Source organism: Leucobacter komagatae (assembly GCF_006716085.1).
Taxonomy (GTDB): domain Bacteria; phylum Actinomycetota; class Actinomycetes; order Actinomycetales; family Microbacteriaceae; genus Leucobacter; species Leucobacter komagatae.
In genome coordinates this window covers 1,336,258-1,352,174 of record NZ_VFON01000001.1, presented here as the reverse complement: position 1 = coordinate 1,352,174, position 15,917 = coordinate 1,336,258, and the positions used below count along the sequence as shown (strand labels likewise).

The following is a 15,917-nucleotide window of genomic DNA, read 5'->3' as shown; positions in this document are numbered from 1 at the left end:
TTCAGCTATGTCAACCGGATTGGTCATCACGCTCGTCGTCGTCGCCCTCGTCCTCATTGCAGGGATCTACCTCTGGGCTACCTACAACTCGCTCGTCACGCTGCGCGTGCGCGTCGAGGAGGCCTGGAGCGACATCACGGTGCAGCTCAAGCGGCGCGCAGACCTGATCCCCTCGCTTGTTGAGACGGTGAAGGGGTACGCCGCGCACGAGCAGGGCGTGTTCGACTCGGTGACGAAGGCGCGCGCGGAGACGATCTCGGCGCAGAGCCCGGCGGAGGCGTCGGTCGCCGAGAACCACATGCAGTCCGCGCTCAAGAGCATCTTCGCCGTCGCTGAGGCCTACCCGCAGCTCCAGGCGAGCCAGAACTTCCTGCAGCTGCAGAGCGAGCTCGTTGACACCGAGAACAAGGTGCAGGCATCGCGCCGGTTCTACAACGGCGGCGTGCGTGAGCTCAACACCAAGATCCAGGTCTTCCCGAACAACCTGCTGGCCGGGCCCTTCGGCTTCACGCAGCGCGAGTTCTTCGAGGTTGACGACGCGGCGGCTATCGCAGAGCCCCCGCGCATCCAGTTCTAACGCAGTGAATCGCGGAAGGAGCCCGCGTGTATAGCGCCGTTCGCAAGAACAAGATCAACAGCGCCCTCATCATCCTGCTGTTTCTCGGCATCGTTGGCGGGCTCGGCTGGCTCGCCGCGGCGATCTACCAGTCGCCGGGCATCGTCATCGCGGTGATGGGCTTCGCCCTCGTGTATGCGCTCATCCAGTACTTCATGGCTGGGAAGCAGGCGGTCTCGATGAGCGGGGCTGTGCAGATCGGCCCGAACGACAACCCGCGCCTCTACCGCGTCGTCGAGAACCTCGCGATCACGACTGGCATGCCGATGCCCGAGGTGTACATCGTGAACGATCCGGCCCCGAACGCGTTCGCCACCGGCCGCGACCCCGAGCACGCTATCGTTGCCGCGACCACGGGGCTCCTCGACATCATGACCGACGCTGAGCTTGAGGGCGTCATGGCGCACGAGCTCGGTCACGTGCGCAACTACGACATCCGCGTCTCGATGATTGTCTACGGCCTCACCGTCGCCGTCGGCATGATCGCCGACATGCTCGTGCGGATGGCGTTCTTCGGGCGGAACAACAATAACAACCCGCTGGTGATGGTCTTCGGCCTGGTCGCGATGCTCGTAGCCCCGCTCGTCGCGAGCATGGTGCAGCTTGCCGTGTCGCGGCAGCGAGAGTATCTCGCGGACGCGACCGGCGCCCTCACCACGCGCCACCCCGAGGCGCTCGCGAGCGCGCTGCACAAGCTCTCCGAGTACGGCCGACCGCTGCAGAAGCAGCAGTCGAGCATGGCGCACCTGTGGATCGCCGACCCGCTCAAGCCGGGCGTCATGCAGCGGCTCTTCGCGACGCACCCGCCCATCCCTGACCGGATCCGCCGGCTGCTCGATATGGGTGGAAAGATGTAACCTCGCCGTAATAGGCGTAGGGTAGAGGCAGCTAATGAGGGGGTTGTCTACGCAGTGTCAGGTACGTTCCGATCCCTCTCCATCCGCAACTACAGGATTTGGTTCTTCGGAGCGTTCATCTCTAACGTGGGGGCCTGGATGCAGGCCACGACCCAGAACTGGGTGGTACTCACCGAGCTGACCGACAACAACGCTTCGGCGGTCGGCATCACAATGGCGCTGCAGTTCGGCCCGCAGCTCTTGCTCGTCCCGTTCAGCGGCGCCGTCGCTGACCGCTTCGACAGGCGCAAGGTGCTGCTCGTCACGCAGTCGCTGCTCATGCTGCTCGCGCTGGGGCTCGGGCTGCTGCTCATCACGGGGTCGGCCGAGATCTGGCACCTCTACGCCTTCGCGCTCGGCCTTGGCATCGTGAACGCCTTCGACGCGACCTCGCGCCAGGCCTTCGTCTCCGACCTCGTCGGCAACGACCAGCTGTCAAACGCCGTCGCGCTGAACTCGGCGTCGTTCAACTCGGCCCGCCTCGTCGGCCCGGCAGTCGCGGGCGTACTCATCGCCGCGATCGGCTCGGGCTGGGTCTTCCTTATCAACGCGGCATCGTTCCTCGCGATGCTCGGGGCGCTGCTGCTGATCACCACGCAGCACACGAAACCCGACCGCGGCGCGAAGCGTGAGTCGCAGATGCGGCAGCTGTCGGCCGGTTTCCGGTACGTCATGAGCCGTCACGACATCGGCGTCATCTTCGTCATGGTGTTCCTCGTCGGCGCGTTCAGCATGAACTTCCCGGTGATGTCGTCGACGATGGCCGTGGAGTTTGGCCGCGGCGCGGGCGATTACGGCCTGCTCTCCTCGATCCTCGCGATCGGGTCGCTCACGGGTGCGCTGCTCGCGGCGCGCCGCCCGGCGGCGCGGATGCGCGTCGTTGTCATCTCGGTCGGCGGGCTCGGGGTCGTGAGCCTCCTCGGGGCAGTCATGCCGACGTTCTGGCTGTTCGCGTCGACGCTCGTGTTCTTCGGCCTCGCGACCTCAACGATGATGACGACCGCGAATGGCTTCGTGCAAACGACGTCTGACCCCGCCGTCCGAGGCCGTGTGCTTGCGCTCTATATGGCGATCCTGATGGGTGGGACGCCGATCGGCGCGCCGCTCGTCGGCGCGGCCGCCGACGTGCTCGGCCCGCGATCGACGTTCGTTATTAGCGGGGTCGCCGCGCTCATCGCGTTTGCGATCGGTATGACCTGGCTCATGAGCGAGCGTCAGCTGCGGTTGCGCTGGGACGGGGGCCCGCGCATCACCCACGCCGGGCGGCCCGGGCTCGACGACAGCCGCGCTGCGCAGGTCGAAACGCTGACCGCGCCGCTCGACGTGCTGCGCCGCGAACCTGAGGCAGAGGCGCCCCTCGACGCGAACTGGGAGTCGGCGCCGCAGGAGACCGCGCCCACGACCGGCATCATCCAGCTGCCAGGCCGGAAGATTCGGGCGGAAGACGAGGATCCGGAGCCCAACGGAGGGTAGGCTAGAAGGGCTGTGCGGGCCAGCCCGCGGAACCCCTTTAACCACTGGAGCGAGATACTCGTGAGTGACTTCATGTCTGCCCAAACCCGTACCGAAACGGATTCACTCGGCAGCGTCGAAATACCCGCATCGGCATACTGGGGCGTGCACACCGCGCGCGCCCACGAAAACTTCCCGATCGCCCGCCGGCCGATCTCCGTCTACCCCGACTTCATCCGTGCGTTCGCGTGCGTGAAGCAGGCCGCGGCGCGCGCCAACCTCGAGATCGGCGCGCTCGACGAGCAGCGCGCGACGCTCATCGACCGCGCGTGCGAAGAGATCAAGACCGGCATGCTGCACGACCAGTTCGTGGTCGGCGTTGTGCAGGGCGGTGCCGGCACGTCGAGCAACATGAACGCGAACGAGGTCATCACGAACCGCGCGCTCGAGCTCGCGGGTCACGAGAAGGGCGACTACGCCTACATCAACCCGAACGACCACACGAACCACAGCCAGTCGACGAACGACACCTACCCGACCGCAATCAAGATTGCGCTCGCGTTCTCGCTCGGCAGCCTCCTCGAAGAGCTGCGACTGCTCTCGGAGTCGTTCGCCGTGAAGGGCCGCGAGTTCTCGCACATCATCAAGGTCGGCCGCACGCAGCTGCAGGACGCAGTGCCGATGACCCTCGGCCAGGAGTTCAATGCGTTCGCCGTGACGCTCCGCGAAGACATCGAGCGCCTCCAGGAGGCCGTCTCGCTGCTCGGCGAGGTGAACATGGGCGCGACCGCCATCGGCACCGGCATCAACGCGCCGAAGGGCTACAAGGAGTCGGTGATTCGCCACCTGCGCGAGATCACCGAGCTCGACCTCGAAACCGCGGGCGATCTCGTCGAGTCGACGAGCGACACCGGCGTGTTCGTGACCTTCTCGGGCGCCCTCAAGCGCTCGGCGCTCAAGCTCTCGAAGATCTCGAACGACCTCCGACTGCTCTCTTCCGGGCCGCAGGCCGGCCTCGGCGAGATCAACCTCCCCGCACGCCAGGCGGGTTCGTCGATCATGCCGGGCAAGGTCAACCCCGTGATCCCTGAGGCTGTCTCGCAGGTCGCGTACGCGATCGCGGGCTCGGACGTCACCGTCTCGATGGCCGTCGAAGCCGGCCAGCTGCAGCTCAACGCATTCGAGCCGATCATTGCTCACTCGCTGTTCCAGTCGATCACGTGGCTCGAGCGCGCCTGCCAGACGCTGCGCGTGAACTGCGTTGACGGGATCACCGCAAACGAGGATCGCCTTGAAGACATGGTTGCCCGCTCGGTGACCGTCATCACCGCGCTCGCGCCGGTCATCGGTTACGCGGAAGCGGCGAAGCTCGCGAAGGAGGCGCTCGCGACGAACGCGAAGGTCTCCGAGCTCGTCGTGTCGCGCGGCCTTCTCGACCAGGATGCGCTCGACGACATCCTCCAGCCGTCGAAGCTCGCGGGTCTCGCCCCCGAGACCGGTGCGATCCCGGTCATCACGGGTGACGCCGCAGCTGAGGGCGCCGACGCCTAGTTCGTCCGCCGCCTGAGTAACAGCGAAGGCCCACGGGGAGTGATCCCCGTGGGCCTTCGCTGTGTGCGCTGACTGTGCTGTTGCGCGCTCGCTACACCTACACCGCGACGCAGTGCGCGGTGACGGCGCCGATCTTCTCGATCGTGACGGTCACGACGGTGCCGTCCGTGAGGTACAGCGGTGGTTTGCGCGAGCGGCCGGCGCCACCGGGGGAGCCGGTCGAAATCACGGTTCCGGGCATGATGGTGAGTGACTGCGAGATCGACGAGATGAGCTCGGCGACCGTGCGAATCATGAACTCCGTCGTCGAGTCCTGTACGCGCAGGTCGTTGACGTCGGTCGTGATTGCGAGCGCCTGCGGGTCGGGGATCTCGTTGGCCGTGACGACGACCGGCCCGATCGGCGTGAAGCCATCGAACGACTTGCAGCGCGACCACTGCGGCTCGGCGAACTGCACGTTGCGCGCGGTGATGTCGTTGATCGCCGTGTACCCAAACACGTAGTCGAGGGCTTCCTCGGGCGTAACGTTCTTCGCCGGGCGACCGATGACGACGCCGAGCTCGCCCTCGTAGTCAACCTCCTCGCTGATGCGGGTCGGCAGCTCGACGGTGCCGTTGTGGCCGTTCAGCGAGTTCGGGAAGAGCGTGAAAAGCACGGGGCCCGAGTCGTTGTCGAGCGCAAGCTCGCTTGCGTGCTCGTCGTAGTTGAGGCCAACCGCGAGCACCACCGGTGGGTTCAGCACGGCTGGGGCGTAGCTCACATCGGCGCTGGCGATGCCGGCGTCGGCGGGGAGCTCAGCGAGCGCCGATGTGATGCGCGAGAGCGCCTCGGGGCCCGCCTCGATGAGGTCCTGCAGGGAGCCGAAAGACTCGCCGAGATCGCGGACGGCCACGAACCGGTCACCCCGCTCTACAAATAGCTCGGGGCTCTGGTCGGACTCGGGGTTCAGGTGCGCAAATCTCACCACTCTAGATTACCGGGCTTTGACAGCAAAGGGGTTGTCGTGCTGCGCCTAAGTTGCTCCGCCAGGACTGTGACTATCGAAGCCTGATGATTCGCCGTGGTTTCCCTCTCAGCGAACCTCGTAGTGAGCGGGGCCGAGATCGGTCACAATGGGGCCATGACTGATGCACCGCTTTCGAAGCCAGAGATTGACGCACCCGAGGGGCCCGCGCCCGCCGAGCTGGAGATCGTCGATATCGTCGTCGGCGATGGCGCTGAGGCAGCCGCAAGCTCGACCGTCGACGTCCACTACCTTGGGGTCGAGTACGACTCGGGTGAGGAGTTCGACTCGTCGTGGAGCCGCGGCGAGTCCGTGAACTTCCCGCTCAAGGCCCTGATTCCCGGCTGGCAGGTCGGCATCCCCGGCATGAAGGTCGGCGGCCGCCGCAAGCTCGTCGTACCGCCCGCACAGGCGTACGGCACGAGCGGCGGGCACCCGCTTTCGGGTAAGACGCTCATCTTCGTGATCGACCTCAAGGGCGTGAGCTAAGCCCTAGCGAACACCACCTCAAACGGTGCCATCTGGCGCCCGGGCCGCACGGCTCGGCGCAAGATGGTACCGTTTTCCTGTTCAGCAAACACTCAGGAACAGGAGCGGGGCGTGTCAGAGGCCACACATCAGCAGGTCAAGGAACGGGGATTCCTTGACCGCTACTTCGAGATCACCAAGCGGGGCTCGACCATCGGGACCGAGATTCGTGGCGGTCTCGTCACGTTCGTGACGATGGCGTACATCGTCATCCTCAACCCCATTATCCTCTCCGGCAAGGAAGACGTCGCGGGCAATATCCTCGATTTCGGCCAGGTGAGCGCGGTCACCGCTCTCGCCGCCGGCGTCATGACGATCCTCTTCGGTATCGTCTCCCGACTCCCGTTCGCATTCGCCGCGGGCCTCGGCATCAACGCGTTCCTCGCGTTCTCCGTTGTGCAGGAGGTCACCTGGCCTGAGGCGATGGCAATCGTCATCATCAACGGTCTCCTCATCGTGCTGCTCGCCGCCACCGGCCTGCGCCGCATGATCTTCGACGCGGTTCCCGTGCAGCTGAAGCTCGCTATCACCGTCGGCATTGGCTTCTTCATCGCGTTCATCGGCTTCGTGAACTCGGGCTTCGTCGATTCGACCGGGCAGTCGTCGCCCCCCGTTGGCCTCGGCCCGTCGGGCGTTGGCTTCATCGCTACGATCCCCACGGTCATCTTCGTCGTGACCCTCGTGCTCACTGGCATTCTTGTCGCGAAGAAGGTCAAGGGCGGCATCCTCATCGGCCTCGTCACCGGCACGCTCATCGCCGTGATCGTTGAGGCAATCTGGAAGATCGGCCCGAAGTTCGGCGCCGACGGATCGCTCAACCCGGGTGGCTGGAGCCTCACCGAGCCCGTGCTCCAGGGCAACCCGTTCGCTGTGCCCGACCTCGGGCTTGTCGGCGCCGTGAGCTTCGACTTCGGCAAGGTCGGCGTGGTGACCGTCATCATGCTCGTGTTCACGCTCCTGTTCACCAACTTCTTCGACGCAATGGGCACGATGACCGGCCTCTCGCGCGAGGCGCAGCTCGCTGACGAAAAGGGCAACTTCCCGCGCATCAAGTCGGCGCTCATCGTCGAGGGCGTCGGCGCGGTTGTCGGTGGCGGCACCTCGTCATCCTCGACCACAGTCTTCATTGAGTCCGGCGCGGGCATCGGCGAGGGCGCTCGTACAGGCTTCGCGAATATCGTCACCGGCCTCGTGTTCCTCCTCGCGATGTTCTTCACCCCGCTCACGCAGATCGTGCCGACCGAGGTCGCTGCCGCGGCGCTCGTCATCGTTGGCGCGATGATGATGTCGCAGATCTCGAACATTGACCTCGGTGACTTCCGTGTGCTGCTGCCCGTGTTCCTTACCGCGGCGGTCATGCCGCTGAGCTACTCGATTGCCAACGGCATCGGCGCTGGCTTCATCTCGTGGGTGCTCATCCACGCCTTCACCGGCAAGGCGAAGCAGGTGCACTGGCTGCTCTGGATCGTTTCGGCAGGGTTCGTGATCTTCTTCGCGCGCGGCCCGATCGAGGCGCTGCTCGGCGTCTAGCGACACCTCGCACGCAACGCGGCGGTGCGGATCGGCTTAGGCTGATCCACACCGCCGCGTTCGTCTGCTGGTGCTGCCCGCACCGCTAGTTCCCGAGGATCTTCTGGTAGGCCTGCGCGTACCGGTTGTCCTCTTGCGCGGTCGGGGTGCGCATGTCGTGGATTCGCGCCGACATCTCCTCGTCAGGGAAGACGAGTGGGTTCTCGGCCATCTCAGGGTTGAGCGTCGCCATCGCGTCGCGCGCACCGGCCACGGGGGTGACGTACTGCACGTACTCGGCGACGCGGGCCGCAACCTCTGGCTCGTAGTAGTAGTCGATGAGCGCGTGCGACTCTTCGTAGGCCGCCGTGCTCTCGGGGAGGCAGAACGAGTCGATGAAGAGCGTCGCCCCCGCCTCGGGCACGACAAACTTCCAGACCTCCTCGCCCTCTTCCTCGTTGATCATCGCGACGTCTCCCGACCAGGCCATGCCGGCGACGACGGCCCCGCTTTGAAGGTCTTGCGTGTACGAGTTTCCCTTCACCGTGTACACGTCGCCGTTCTTGATGTGTTCTTCCGCCACAGCGAGCGCCGCGAAGAACTCGTCGTCGCCCCAGCCGTCGCCCGTGATGTCGACACCCTGCTCGAGCATGATGAGCCCGAGCGTGTCGTCCTGCTCGCTCAGCAGGCTCACTTTGCCCTTGAGGTCGGGGTTCCACAGATCGCTCACCGACTGCACGCCCTTGGGGTAGAGCTTCGAGTTGTAGACGAGCCCGGTCATGCCGGCCTGGTAGGGGATCGACCACTCGCGGGCCGGGTCAAACGACGAGTGGCGCACGAGGTCGATCATCTGCGCGTCGGCGTTCGGGATGAGCCCGTGGTCGAACGCCTTGAGCTGTTCTTGCTCCCACAGCCTGATGAGCGACGAATCGGTGAGCGTGAACAGGTCGTAGCCGGTGTCTTGCCCAAGCTTCAGCTGGTCCTTCACCTTCGCCATGAACATCTTGTTGTCGTCAACGTCCTCGAAGTACTCGACGCTGATGTTCGACTCGGCCATGAACTCGTTGAGCGTCGGGAAATCTCCCGTCTCCTCATCGAAGTCGAGGTAGTACGTCCAGCTCGCCCACCGCAGGTTCCCGCCAGAGCCGTCTCCGTACTTTGGGCCGCTCGGCGCGCAGGCCGTGAGCGAGGCAGCGCCGAGGGCCGCGGCGCCGAGCCCGAGGCCCTGCAGCAGCCGACGTCTGGAAAACTGGGCGGTGCGGGCGCGCCGCACGAGTTCCGCGATGATGGGGTCAGATGGGGCAGCGCGCATTGCTTTCTCCTTTGAAACGCACGTGAACGGCTGGGCCCCATCATCCCAGATCACTGCAAGCTGCGGTACGCATCCCCGATGAGTGTCGCGAGCTCTGCGGAGATGCGCGGTGTGCCCGCGATGAGCAGCTCCTCACCGGGGGCTGCGTCGCCGAGGCCGCGGACGACCGCGCCGGATTCGCGTGCGATGAGGGTGGCAGCCGCATAATCCCACGGTTGCAGGCCGCGCTCGTAGTAGGCGTCGATGCGCCCGGCCGCGAGCATGCAGAGGTCGATCGCGGCTGATCCCATTCGGCGAATGTCTCGCACCCTTGGCAGCACGTGGCGGAGCACCTCAACCTGCTCCGTGCGGCGCTCGGCCGTGTACCCAAACCCTGTCGCGAGGAGCGTACTGCCGAGCTCGGTTTCGGCGGGGCCGGTGAGGCGCACGCCGTCGAGGTACGCGCCGCCCCCGTGCCAGGCGCGGAATGCCTCACCCGTCGTTGGCACGTACACCGCACCGGCGATGGCGCGGCGGCCGTCAGACATGGTGCCGGGAGCGCCGTCTGAGACCGTCGCAGCCACGCTGACCGCATAAGCGGGGAGGCCGTACAGGTAGTTCACCGTGCCGTCGATGGGGTCGATGACCCAGGTGATCCCGCTCGATCCGGCGCTGCTCGCGCCCTCCTCGCCCAGGATCCCGTCTTGCGGGCGCAGGCGAGCGAGCCCCTCGGCGAGGAGGCGCTCGGCCTCCTGGTCCGCCGCCGTCACGACGTCGGTGAGGCTCGACTTCGTCTGCGCAACCGCGACGCCCTCTGCGCGACGGGCTCGGACGACCTCGCCAACCTCGCGCGCGAGCTTCGCCGCAACGTCGGCCAGGGCTTCGGCCAGGGCAGCTGCATCAACCGAATCAGTCATGCTCCCGAGCCTACCCTCTGGCGGTGAACGAGCGGCCCTGGGCCGACGTGGCGGTTAGGCCGACGTGGCGGTTAGGTCGGCGGGTCGGCGGGGCTATGGGCGAGCTGCCGACTGGGACTCGCGGTCGAGCGCGTACGCCTCCTCACCGTGTACGGCCGCGTCGATCCCACCCTGCTCGACCTCAGCCGAGACGCGGAGTCCAGTCGTCGCCTTCACCACGAACGCGATGATGAGCGACGCGGCGAACGAGTAGGCAGCCACACCCACGACTGAGATGACCTGGACGAGCAGCAGCCCGCCGTCGCCGCCGGTGAAGAGGCCGTCATCGAACGCAAAGAAACCGAGGTAGACCGTGCCAAGCACGCCCGCGACGAGATGCAGGCCGACGACGTCGAGTGAGTCGTCGAAGCCGAGGCGAAACTTCCACTCGATCGCGAAGGCGCACGCCGCACCGGCGATGACACCGAGCAGCAGCGCGAGCCCGGGGGAGAGGTTCGCGGCGGCCGGCGTGATCGCCACGAGCCCGGCCACCGCGCCGGAGGCGGCGCCGATCACGCCGGGCTTCCGTGCGCGCAGCGCATCAACTGCGAGCCATCCGAGGATGCTAGCTGCGGGCGCGCCGAGCGTGTTCACCAGGATGAGGCCCGCGGTCGCCCCGTCCGTCGCAAGGCCTGAATTGAAACCGATCCAACCGAACCACAGGAGCGCCGCGCCGATCGTGACGAGCGGGATCGAGTGCGGCCGGTGCGCGCCCGGCGCGAAGTCCTGGCGTTTGCCGACGACGAGCGCGAGCGCGAGGGCTGCCGCCCCCGCGTTGATGTGGATCGCGGTGCCGCCAGCAAGGTCGATCACGTCGGGCGTCCCGAGCCAGGTCCCCAGCTGTGATATCCAGCCGCCGCCCCACACCCACGCGGCGACGGGGAAGTAGACGAGCGTCGCCCATAGGCCCGAGAACAGGACCCACGAACCGAGGCCGACCCTGTCGGCGATGGCGCCCGAGATGAGGGCGGTCGTGATCATCGCGAACACCGCCCCGAAGCCGACCCCGATGAACTCGGCCGGGTCGGTGCCCGCGAGCCCAAAGTCGCGCAGCGGGCTACCCGCGAACCAGCCGTCGCCGTCGCCGATGACGCTCATGCTATAGCCGAACAAGATCCATAGAACGCCGACGACTCCCATCGCGCTCACGCTGAAGAGCATCATGTTCACGACCGAACGGACCCGCACGAGCCCGCCGTAGAAGAGCGCCAGCCCCGGTGTCATGATGAGTACGAGCGCGGAGCTCGCGAGTGTCCAGACCTCTGTTGCTTCCATAGTGTTCTCCTCTGCTCGGCCGCCGATGGCCGCGTGTCGCCCGTCGCGCCGGTGCGCTCAGGTGATGCCCAGTCTGCGCTCCGACGGTTTCGCCACCGTTTCTCTCGTGCGACGGCCCCGTCACTTCTCTGTTTCGGCAGTGTTTCGGTGGGGCGTAGCTTGCGCTGGGTGTGGGGCTGGGGCTGGGGCTGGGGCTTGCGCTGTGTCTGTTCGTGTGGCTGCCGCCTCGTCTGCTCGTGTCGCTGGCTCCGGCAATCGGTGCTAAGGTAGTGAGGTTGCCGTTAGATCGGCCGCGGATACAGAGAGCCCAAGCACCCTGCTGAAGGCGCCGCGCAACTGGAGAAAGGGGATCACCTATGTCATTGCCCACAGATGTCAAGAAGGCGATCATCGAAGAGTACGCAACCACTGCTGGTGACACCGGATCCCCCGAGGTCCAGGTAGCGCTGCTGTCGCGTCGTATCAAGGATCTGACCGAGCACCTCAAGGAGCACAAGCACGACCACCACTCGCGTCGTGGCCTGCTGCTGCTCGTTGGTCAGCGCCGCCGCCTCCTGGCTTACCTCCAGAAGACGGACATCAACCGTTACCGTGCGCTCATCGAGCGCCTCGGCCTGCGCCGCTAAGCTCAGCGCTTCGGCACGGCCGCGAGGCCCGGTTGATCGTGTCAGTCCCTGCGACTGATCGCCTTTGACTCTGGGAAGCCCCTCTCCTCCGGGAGAGGGGCTTCTTTGCGTCTGCGCTCCGCTGCCGCCGCTGCCGCCGCTGCTCCGCTCCGCCGCCCCGCCGCCCTGCTCCGCTCCGCCGCCCCGCCGCCCTGCTCCGCCCCGCCGCCGCTCCGCTCCGCCGCCCCGCCGCCCTGCCCCGCCCCGCCGCCGCTCCATTCCTCCCCAAATTATCTGTTGCGCCCCAAATAGCCTCCGAGTTTGAGGTGGCCTGGAGAAACTGGGGTAGATGGGATGGGAAATCGCGGCAGCTTGAGCTCGCTCTCGGAATCCTCGCCACGCACGGACCGCGAGCGCGTGACCGCGCCACCACACCGCCGCGTGTCTCGGGTCGTCCGTGCCGGGTACTCTATGAATATGCCAAGGGGAAGTCGTCGGCCGCGCGATCGTGGCCTGTACGTCGAGATCCACATTGATGCGCCGATGGAGCGTGTCTGGGAGCTCACGCAAGACCCGCACCTTCACGCCCGCTGGGACGCCCGATTCAGCAAGATCACCCCGACAGCGGTGCGCGAGAACGGGGCGCAAGAATTCGGCTACGAACTCGACCTCGGCGTGCACACGATCCGCGGCACAGGGGTATCACTCGGCGAGAAACGCACCGAGTCAGGGCAGCGGACGTCCGCACTGCTCTTTACTACCGAGGACCCGCTCTCACCACTCGGTGATGGGCGCGGCTATTGGCGCTATGTTCCCTCAGGGAACGGTGTGAGGTTCTTCACAGGATACGACTACGAGCCCGGCTGGGGTGCGCTCGGACGGCTGCTCGACCCGATCCTCACTCGGCGGCTTGTCTGGTGGCTCACGGCCTGGAGCTTCGACAGGCTTCGACTGTGGGCGGAACAGGGTATTGAACCCGAACGCGTCGGCTGGTGGCGCGGTTGGCTCGGTGGTCCTCGCGCGAGCGCGAGAAACTGTGCTTCCCGGCCGCTGCCACAGGCCACTCCTCCAAACCCTGGAGACGGCGTTTCCCGTTCACACTGGTCGGCCCATCCAACTCGGATCATGGACGATGCACCGCACATACTTACCGAGCTCGGTGACGTCGGAACGATTCTGCCGCGCCAACGCCGTACCCGCAGAAGAGGCACGCATGACTGACACTCATCATCATCAGAGCATATTTGCTCGGGCAATTGGCCCTGAGTTCGATCGGCTGCACCCGCAAATGCAGCGCCGATTTGGCGTTGGCACCGGCACCGGCACCGGCACCGGAGCGAGTCCGGGGTACGCCTGCGTCGGCCGCGGGGTGATGCACGAGATTCGCCGTGGCCCGTGGTGGGTGCGGCCGTTCCTCATGCTTGGCGCGACGCGAAACATCATGTTCCCCGAACGCGGCGCGCACGTCCCGTTCCAGATCGACAACTACGCATACATCGACGGGTACGGGCGTGAGACAGTCACGTTTGTTCGCACAATGGAGCTCGGCGGAGGGCGCCGAAGGCGATTCGATGCGACAATGATCCTCAGCGAAACGAGCGGGCAGATCGTTGACTACTTGGGGACCCACCAGCATCTGGCCGTGGATCTGGATCTATCGGTCACCGCCGACGGTGGTCTACGACTCGAGTCGGGGGCGCAGCGATTCTACGAGGGACTGATCGGGTTTCGGTTCCCCGCGTTGCTCACCGGTCGTGCCTTCCTTACAGAGCACTTTGATGATGCCAAGGGTTGCTTCGTCATAGACCTTGAGGTGCGACACGAGCGCTTCGGACTGCTCTTTGGATACCGCGGCGAGTTCACCTGCGAGTTTCCGGAGGGAGTCACAGTGCCGGGAGCCCTGAAACCATATCGCGAGGAGCGGCGCGAGTGACGACGGAGGTAAACCTTACCGAGGGAAGCCCATTCCCGGGCGGCTCTGTCTTTCTGCGTGCGCTGGGAGACGAAGCGGCAAACCTGCACCCCGCGGTGCTTCGCTACGTATCGGGTTCGGGTGTTATCGGTGAGGCCGTCAGCCTAGATGGAGTGTTTGAAGTTGCGGGTAGTCGATTGAGTCTGCTCAACTGGCTCGCACGTCCCGTCGTCGGGCCCGGGCTTCTGGTCACCGCTTTCGAACGAGGGGTCGCGTTTCGCGTGGAGAACCGCCCGGGCTGGGAACCCCGGTCGGCAGGCCGCGGCGCCGTTGAAGAAGCAGGATCGGTTGGCCCGGCAAGGGAGGAGGTAAAAGGCAGGGCCACCCGTGCGGGAACGGGGGAGTTGGGCCTGCACGCGGAACGTGTCTTCAAATTCCGGCGGGGCGAACAGCGATTTGTCGATGTGTTGCTCGCCGGTGATGCTCCCGGAACCTTGCGGAATTTGCTCGGCGAGCGCCGCCGCGTCGAGCTAGAACTTCACTGCTCTGCAACGGACTCCGGCCGACTGCGGCTCGAGTCGGGCCGGGCCTGGTTGCGGTTCGGTCGTTTGCGGCTGCGGTTGCCGCACCTGTTCTCAGTGCACGCCGTCGTGGAAGACGGGTATGAGGAGACCACCGGGCGCAACACGGTTGACGCGCGGGTGCGCAGCCCGCTCTTGGGCACGATCCTCGAGTACCGGGGTAGCTTCCGTCAGTCCACGGGCGGCTAACCGTCGGGAGCTGGGCCCGAGCCTGCCAGCGGGCACTCGCACTCTGCGGCGGACCTCGTCAGGCCCTCGATTACGCCAAACCCAGTTGAACTTGGCCCGAAACTGAGGGCCAGCGGATGAAATGGGGTAGTGGCGGTGTGGGCGGTGTGGGCGGTGTGGGCGGGTTTGAAACGGGGGCTTTACGTTCTTGCTTCGTCCCCAGTCGTAAGGATGCTGCCGCTGAAGCGGATTCATCCACGATCTCTTCCCTCGCGGAGCGCGGGGGGTCGCAGGCCGTCAGACTACGTCTATGTCTCCCGCACGAAATAGTCATTCAGTGGCACCGATTCAAGTGGCCATCGCCGCGGTGGAGCTCATCGCTGCTGAGAACAGGATCCGCAATGCGCTTGCGCCGATTTTGCTCCGACGGGAGCTTGTGCGTCTGGGGGAGGCCTCGGACGGCGAGCTCTTGACCCGTGTGCGGGAGGGCGGGCTGCGACGGCTCGCACACGGAGCGTACATCGACGCCTCACTGTGGGAGTCGATGTTCCCCGAACAACGCCTGCTCGCCGTGACGCTCGCGCACGCGAAGCGATATCGAGAGCGGAACTGGGTGTTCGCAAGAGAGTCCGCGGCGGCGCTGTGGGGCCTGCCGCTGTACGGCTTCACAGGCCTCCGGGTGCACGTTGCCACTCGCGAGGGAAGTCGGGGACACAGTACTCGGCCCGTGGCACGATATTTGACCGAGCTTCCCGAGCCAGACATCGTTGACGCTGCCGGGGTTCGGTTCACTAGCCTTGAGCGCACCCTCCTCGACCTTGCGCACAGCGCAACACCTGAGGTTGCGATCGGGGCGCTTGACGCGGGCATTCGCCGGATGTTTCAAATGGAGCGAGGCGAGTCGGCTTCCGCGGTCGCTGAATGGCGGGAGCGCCGGCTTGCCGAATCCAAGCGCAGCGGACGGCCCGGGGTGCGAGCGGCGCGGCAACTGCTTCAGATCGCAGACGGCCGCGCCGAGTCGGTGCTTGAGAGTGTGAGCAAGTTGCAACTCTCACGACTTCAAGTGCCCTACGACGTGCAGGTTCCCGTTCGCGCGGCAGGTGGCACAACATACTGGATGGACTTTGAACTGCTCGGGCAAGACGCCTTTGGCGAGGTTGACGGCACCGCAAAGTACTTTGACCGGAGCACTCACGGTGCCGGAACACCCGAGGAACGCCTGCTTGCGGAGAAACGGCGCGAGGACGAGGTGCGCGGCGTCACTGGAAAACGCTTTGTGAGGTGGGGTGCGCAGCACATTCACACAGCGAGGCGGTTGGGGGAGCGCTTAAGTTCGTTTGGGATAGCTGTTTCTGGGCTAGAGCACTGCTGACTGCGGGTAAGGCTGCGGGCCGCGGTGCGACGGGCCGTGGCCGACCTGGTTCAGGTGGCCGGAGCGCCGGAGCGCCGGAGCGCCGGAGCGCGCCAAGCGAGCGCCAGAGCGCGCCAAGCGAGCGCCAGAGCGCGCCAAGCGAGCGCCAGAGCGCGCCAAGCGAGCGCCAGAGCACGCCAATTTTTCCAAAGTCACCCAAATG

General features: G+C 65.9%; 15 protein-coding genes. 11 read left to right on the top strand and 4 right to left on the bottom strand.

The window, feature by feature from the left end; translation table 11 throughout:
- The first annotated feature begins 7 nt into the window (after window positions 1–7).
- The 4 genes from FB468_RS06270 (at window position 8) to FB468_RS06255 (ending at window position 4,515) form a co-directional block, all read left to right on the top strand.
- Complete coding sequence (locus FB468_RS06270) at window positions 8–577, top strand: LemA family protein (protein ID WP_141886585.1); 570 nt, start codon at window positions 8–10, stop codon at window positions 575–577.
- A gap of 26 nt (window positions 578–603) precedes the next feature.
- On the top strand, window positions 604–1,473 hold the full coding sequence (locus FB468_RS06265; RefSeq protein ID WP_141886584.1) for a M48 family metalloprotease: 870 nt from the start codon (window positions 604–606) through the stop codon (window positions 1,471–1,473).
- Window positions 1,474–1,527: 54 nt separating this feature from the next.
- The gene (locus FB468_RS06260; protein ID WP_141886583.1) at window positions 1,528–2,985 is read left to right on the top strand and encodes an MFS transporter; all 1,458 of its coding nucleotides are present in this window, start codon (window positions 1,528–1,530) and stop codon (window positions 2,983–2,985) included.
- Window positions 2,986–3,057: 72 nt separating this feature from the next.
- On the top strand, window positions 3,058–4,515 hold the full coding sequence (locus FB468_RS06255; protein WP_141886582.1) for an aspartate ammonia-lyase: 1,458 nt from the start codon (window positions 3,058–3,060) through the stop codon (window positions 4,513–4,515).
- 97 nt (window positions 4,516–4,612) lie between these two features.
- On the opposite strand, the gene FB468_RS06250 is transcribed toward FB468_RS06255, so the two are convergent.
- Window positions 4,613–5,479: a fumarylacetoacetate hydrolase family protein gene (locus FB468_RS06250; protein ID WP_141886581.1), complete on the bottom strand. Its 867-nt coding sequence runs from the start codon at window positions 5,477–5,479 to the stop codon at window positions 4,613–4,615.
- 156 nt (window positions 5,480–5,635) lie between these two features.
- Between FB468_RS06250 and FB468_RS06245 the strand changes: the two genes are divergently transcribed.
- Together FB468_RS06245 and FB468_RS06240 are read left to right on the top strand one after the other, a co-directional pair.
- Window positions 5,636–6,007: an FKBP-type peptidyl-prolyl cis-trans isomerase gene (locus FB468_RS06245; protein ID WP_141886580.1), complete on the top strand. Its 372-nt coding sequence runs from the start codon at window positions 5,636–5,638 to the stop codon at window positions 6,005–6,007.
- Between the two features lie 63 nt (window positions 6,008–6,070).
- Window positions 6,071–7,576 (top strand): NCS2 family permease, encoded by a 1,506-nt coding sequence (locus tag FB468_RS06240; protein ID WP_141886579.1) that lies wholly within the window; start codon window positions 6,071–6,073, stop codon window positions 7,574–7,576.
- Between the two features lie 85 nt (window positions 7,577–7,661).
- On the opposite strand, the gene FB468_RS06235 is transcribed toward FB468_RS06240, so the two are convergent.
- The 3 genes from FB468_RS06235 to FB468_RS06225 form a co-directional block, all read right to left on the bottom strand.
- A complete protein-coding gene (locus FB468_RS06235) occupies window positions 7,662–8,867 on the bottom strand; it encodes an ABC transporter substrate-binding protein (protein WP_141886578.1) in 1,206 nt (401 codons plus the stop codon).
- Between the two features lie 50 nt (window positions 8,868–8,917).
- Window positions 8,918–9,763 carry an inositol monophosphatase family protein gene (locus tag FB468_RS06230; protein WP_141886577.1) on the bottom strand — a complete coding sequence of 282 codons (846 nt, stop codon included), beginning with the start codon at window positions 9,761–9,763 and terminating at the stop codon, window positions 8,918–8,920.
- Window positions 9,764–9,856: 93 nt separating this feature from the next.
- The gene (locus tag FB468_RS06225) at window positions 9,857–11,077 is read right to left on the bottom strand and encodes an ammonium transporter (protein WP_141886576.1); all 1,221 of its coding nucleotides are present in this window, start codon (window positions 11,075–11,077) and stop codon (window positions 9,857–9,859) included.
- Window positions 11,078–11,433: 356 nt separating this feature from the next.
- Here FB468_RS06225 and rpsO point away from each other — a divergent pair, with 356 nt between their 5' ends.
- The 5 genes from rpsO to FB468_RS06200 all read left to right on the top strand — a co-directional run bounded on the left by rpsO (window position 11,434) and on the right by FB468_RS06200 (window position 15,715).
- Window positions 11,434–11,703 (top strand): 30S ribosomal protein S15, encoded by a 270-nt coding sequence (gene rpsO, locus FB468_RS06220; RefSeq protein WP_141886575.1) that lies wholly within the window; start codon window positions 11,434–11,436, stop codon window positions 11,701–11,703.
- Window positions 11,704–12,159: 456 nt separating this feature from the next.
- Window positions 12,160–12,903: an SRPBCC family protein gene (locus tag FB468_RS06215; RefSeq protein ID WP_141886574.1), complete on the top strand. Its 744-nt coding sequence runs from the start codon at window positions 12,160–12,162 to the stop codon at window positions 12,901–12,903.
- A complete protein-coding gene (locus FB468_RS06210; RefSeq protein WP_141886573.1) occupies window positions 12,896–13,615 on the top strand; it encodes a DUF4166 domain-containing protein in 720 nt (239 codons plus the stop codon). Before FB468_RS06215 ends, FB468_RS06210 begins: the two co-directional genes overlap by 8 nt.
- Entirely contained in the window at window positions 13,612–14,364 is a 753-nt protein-coding gene (locus tag FB468_RS06205) for a DUF4166 domain-containing protein (RefSeq protein ID WP_170219641.1), read from the top strand. Before FB468_RS06210 ends, FB468_RS06205 begins: the two co-directional genes overlap by 4 nt.
- Before the next feature lie 316 nt (window positions 14,365–14,680).
- Complete coding sequence (locus FB468_RS06200; RefSeq protein WP_141886571.1) at window positions 14,681–15,715, top strand: hypothetical protein; 1,035 nt, start codon at window positions 14,681–14,683, stop codon at window positions 15,713–15,715.
- The last annotated feature ends 202 nt before the right edge of the window (window positions 15,716–15,917 follow it).

Excerpts from the sequence above, each read along its gene's own strand:
- FB468_RS06270 (WP_141886585.1), top strand. The coding sequence starts at position 8 with ATGTCAACCGGATTGGTCATCACGCTCGTCGTCGTCGCCCTCGTCCTC.
- FB468_RS06255 (WP_141886582.1), top strand. The coding sequence starts at position 3,058 with ATGTCTGCCCAAACCCGTACCGAAACGGATTCACTCGGCAGCGTCGAA.
- FB468_RS06245 (WP_141886580.1), top strand. The coding sequence starts at position 5,636 with ATGACTGATGCACCGCTTTCGAAGCCAGAGATTGACGCACCCGAGGGG.
- FB468_RS06240 (WP_141886579.1), top strand. The coding sequence starts at position 6,071 with ATGGTACCGTTTTCCTGTTCAGCAAACACTCAGGAACAGGAGCGGGGC.
- FB468_RS06235 (WP_141886578.1), bottom strand. The coding sequence starts at position 8,867 with ATGCGCGCTGCCCCATCTGACCCCATCATCGCGGAACTCGTGCGGCGC.
- FB468_RS06230 (WP_141886577.1), bottom strand. The coding sequence starts at position 9,763 with ATGACTGATTCGGTTGATGCAGCTGCCCTGGCCGAAGCCCTGGCCGAC.
- FB468_RS06225 (WP_141886576.1), bottom strand. The coding sequence starts at position 11,077 with ATGGAAGCAACAGAGGTCTGGACACTCGCGAGCTCCGCGCTCGTACTC.
- rpsO (WP_141886575.1), top strand. The coding sequence starts at position 11,434 with ATGTCATTGCCCACAGATGTCAAGAAGGCGATCATCGAAGAGTACGCA.
- FB468_RS06215 (WP_141886574.1), top strand. The coding sequence starts at position 12,160 with ATGCCAAGGGGAAGTCGTCGGCCGCGCGATCGTGGCCTGTACGTCGAG.
- FB468_RS06210 (WP_141886573.1), top strand. The coding sequence starts at position 12,896 with ATGACTGACACTCATCATCATCAGAGCATATTTGCTCGGGCAATTGGC.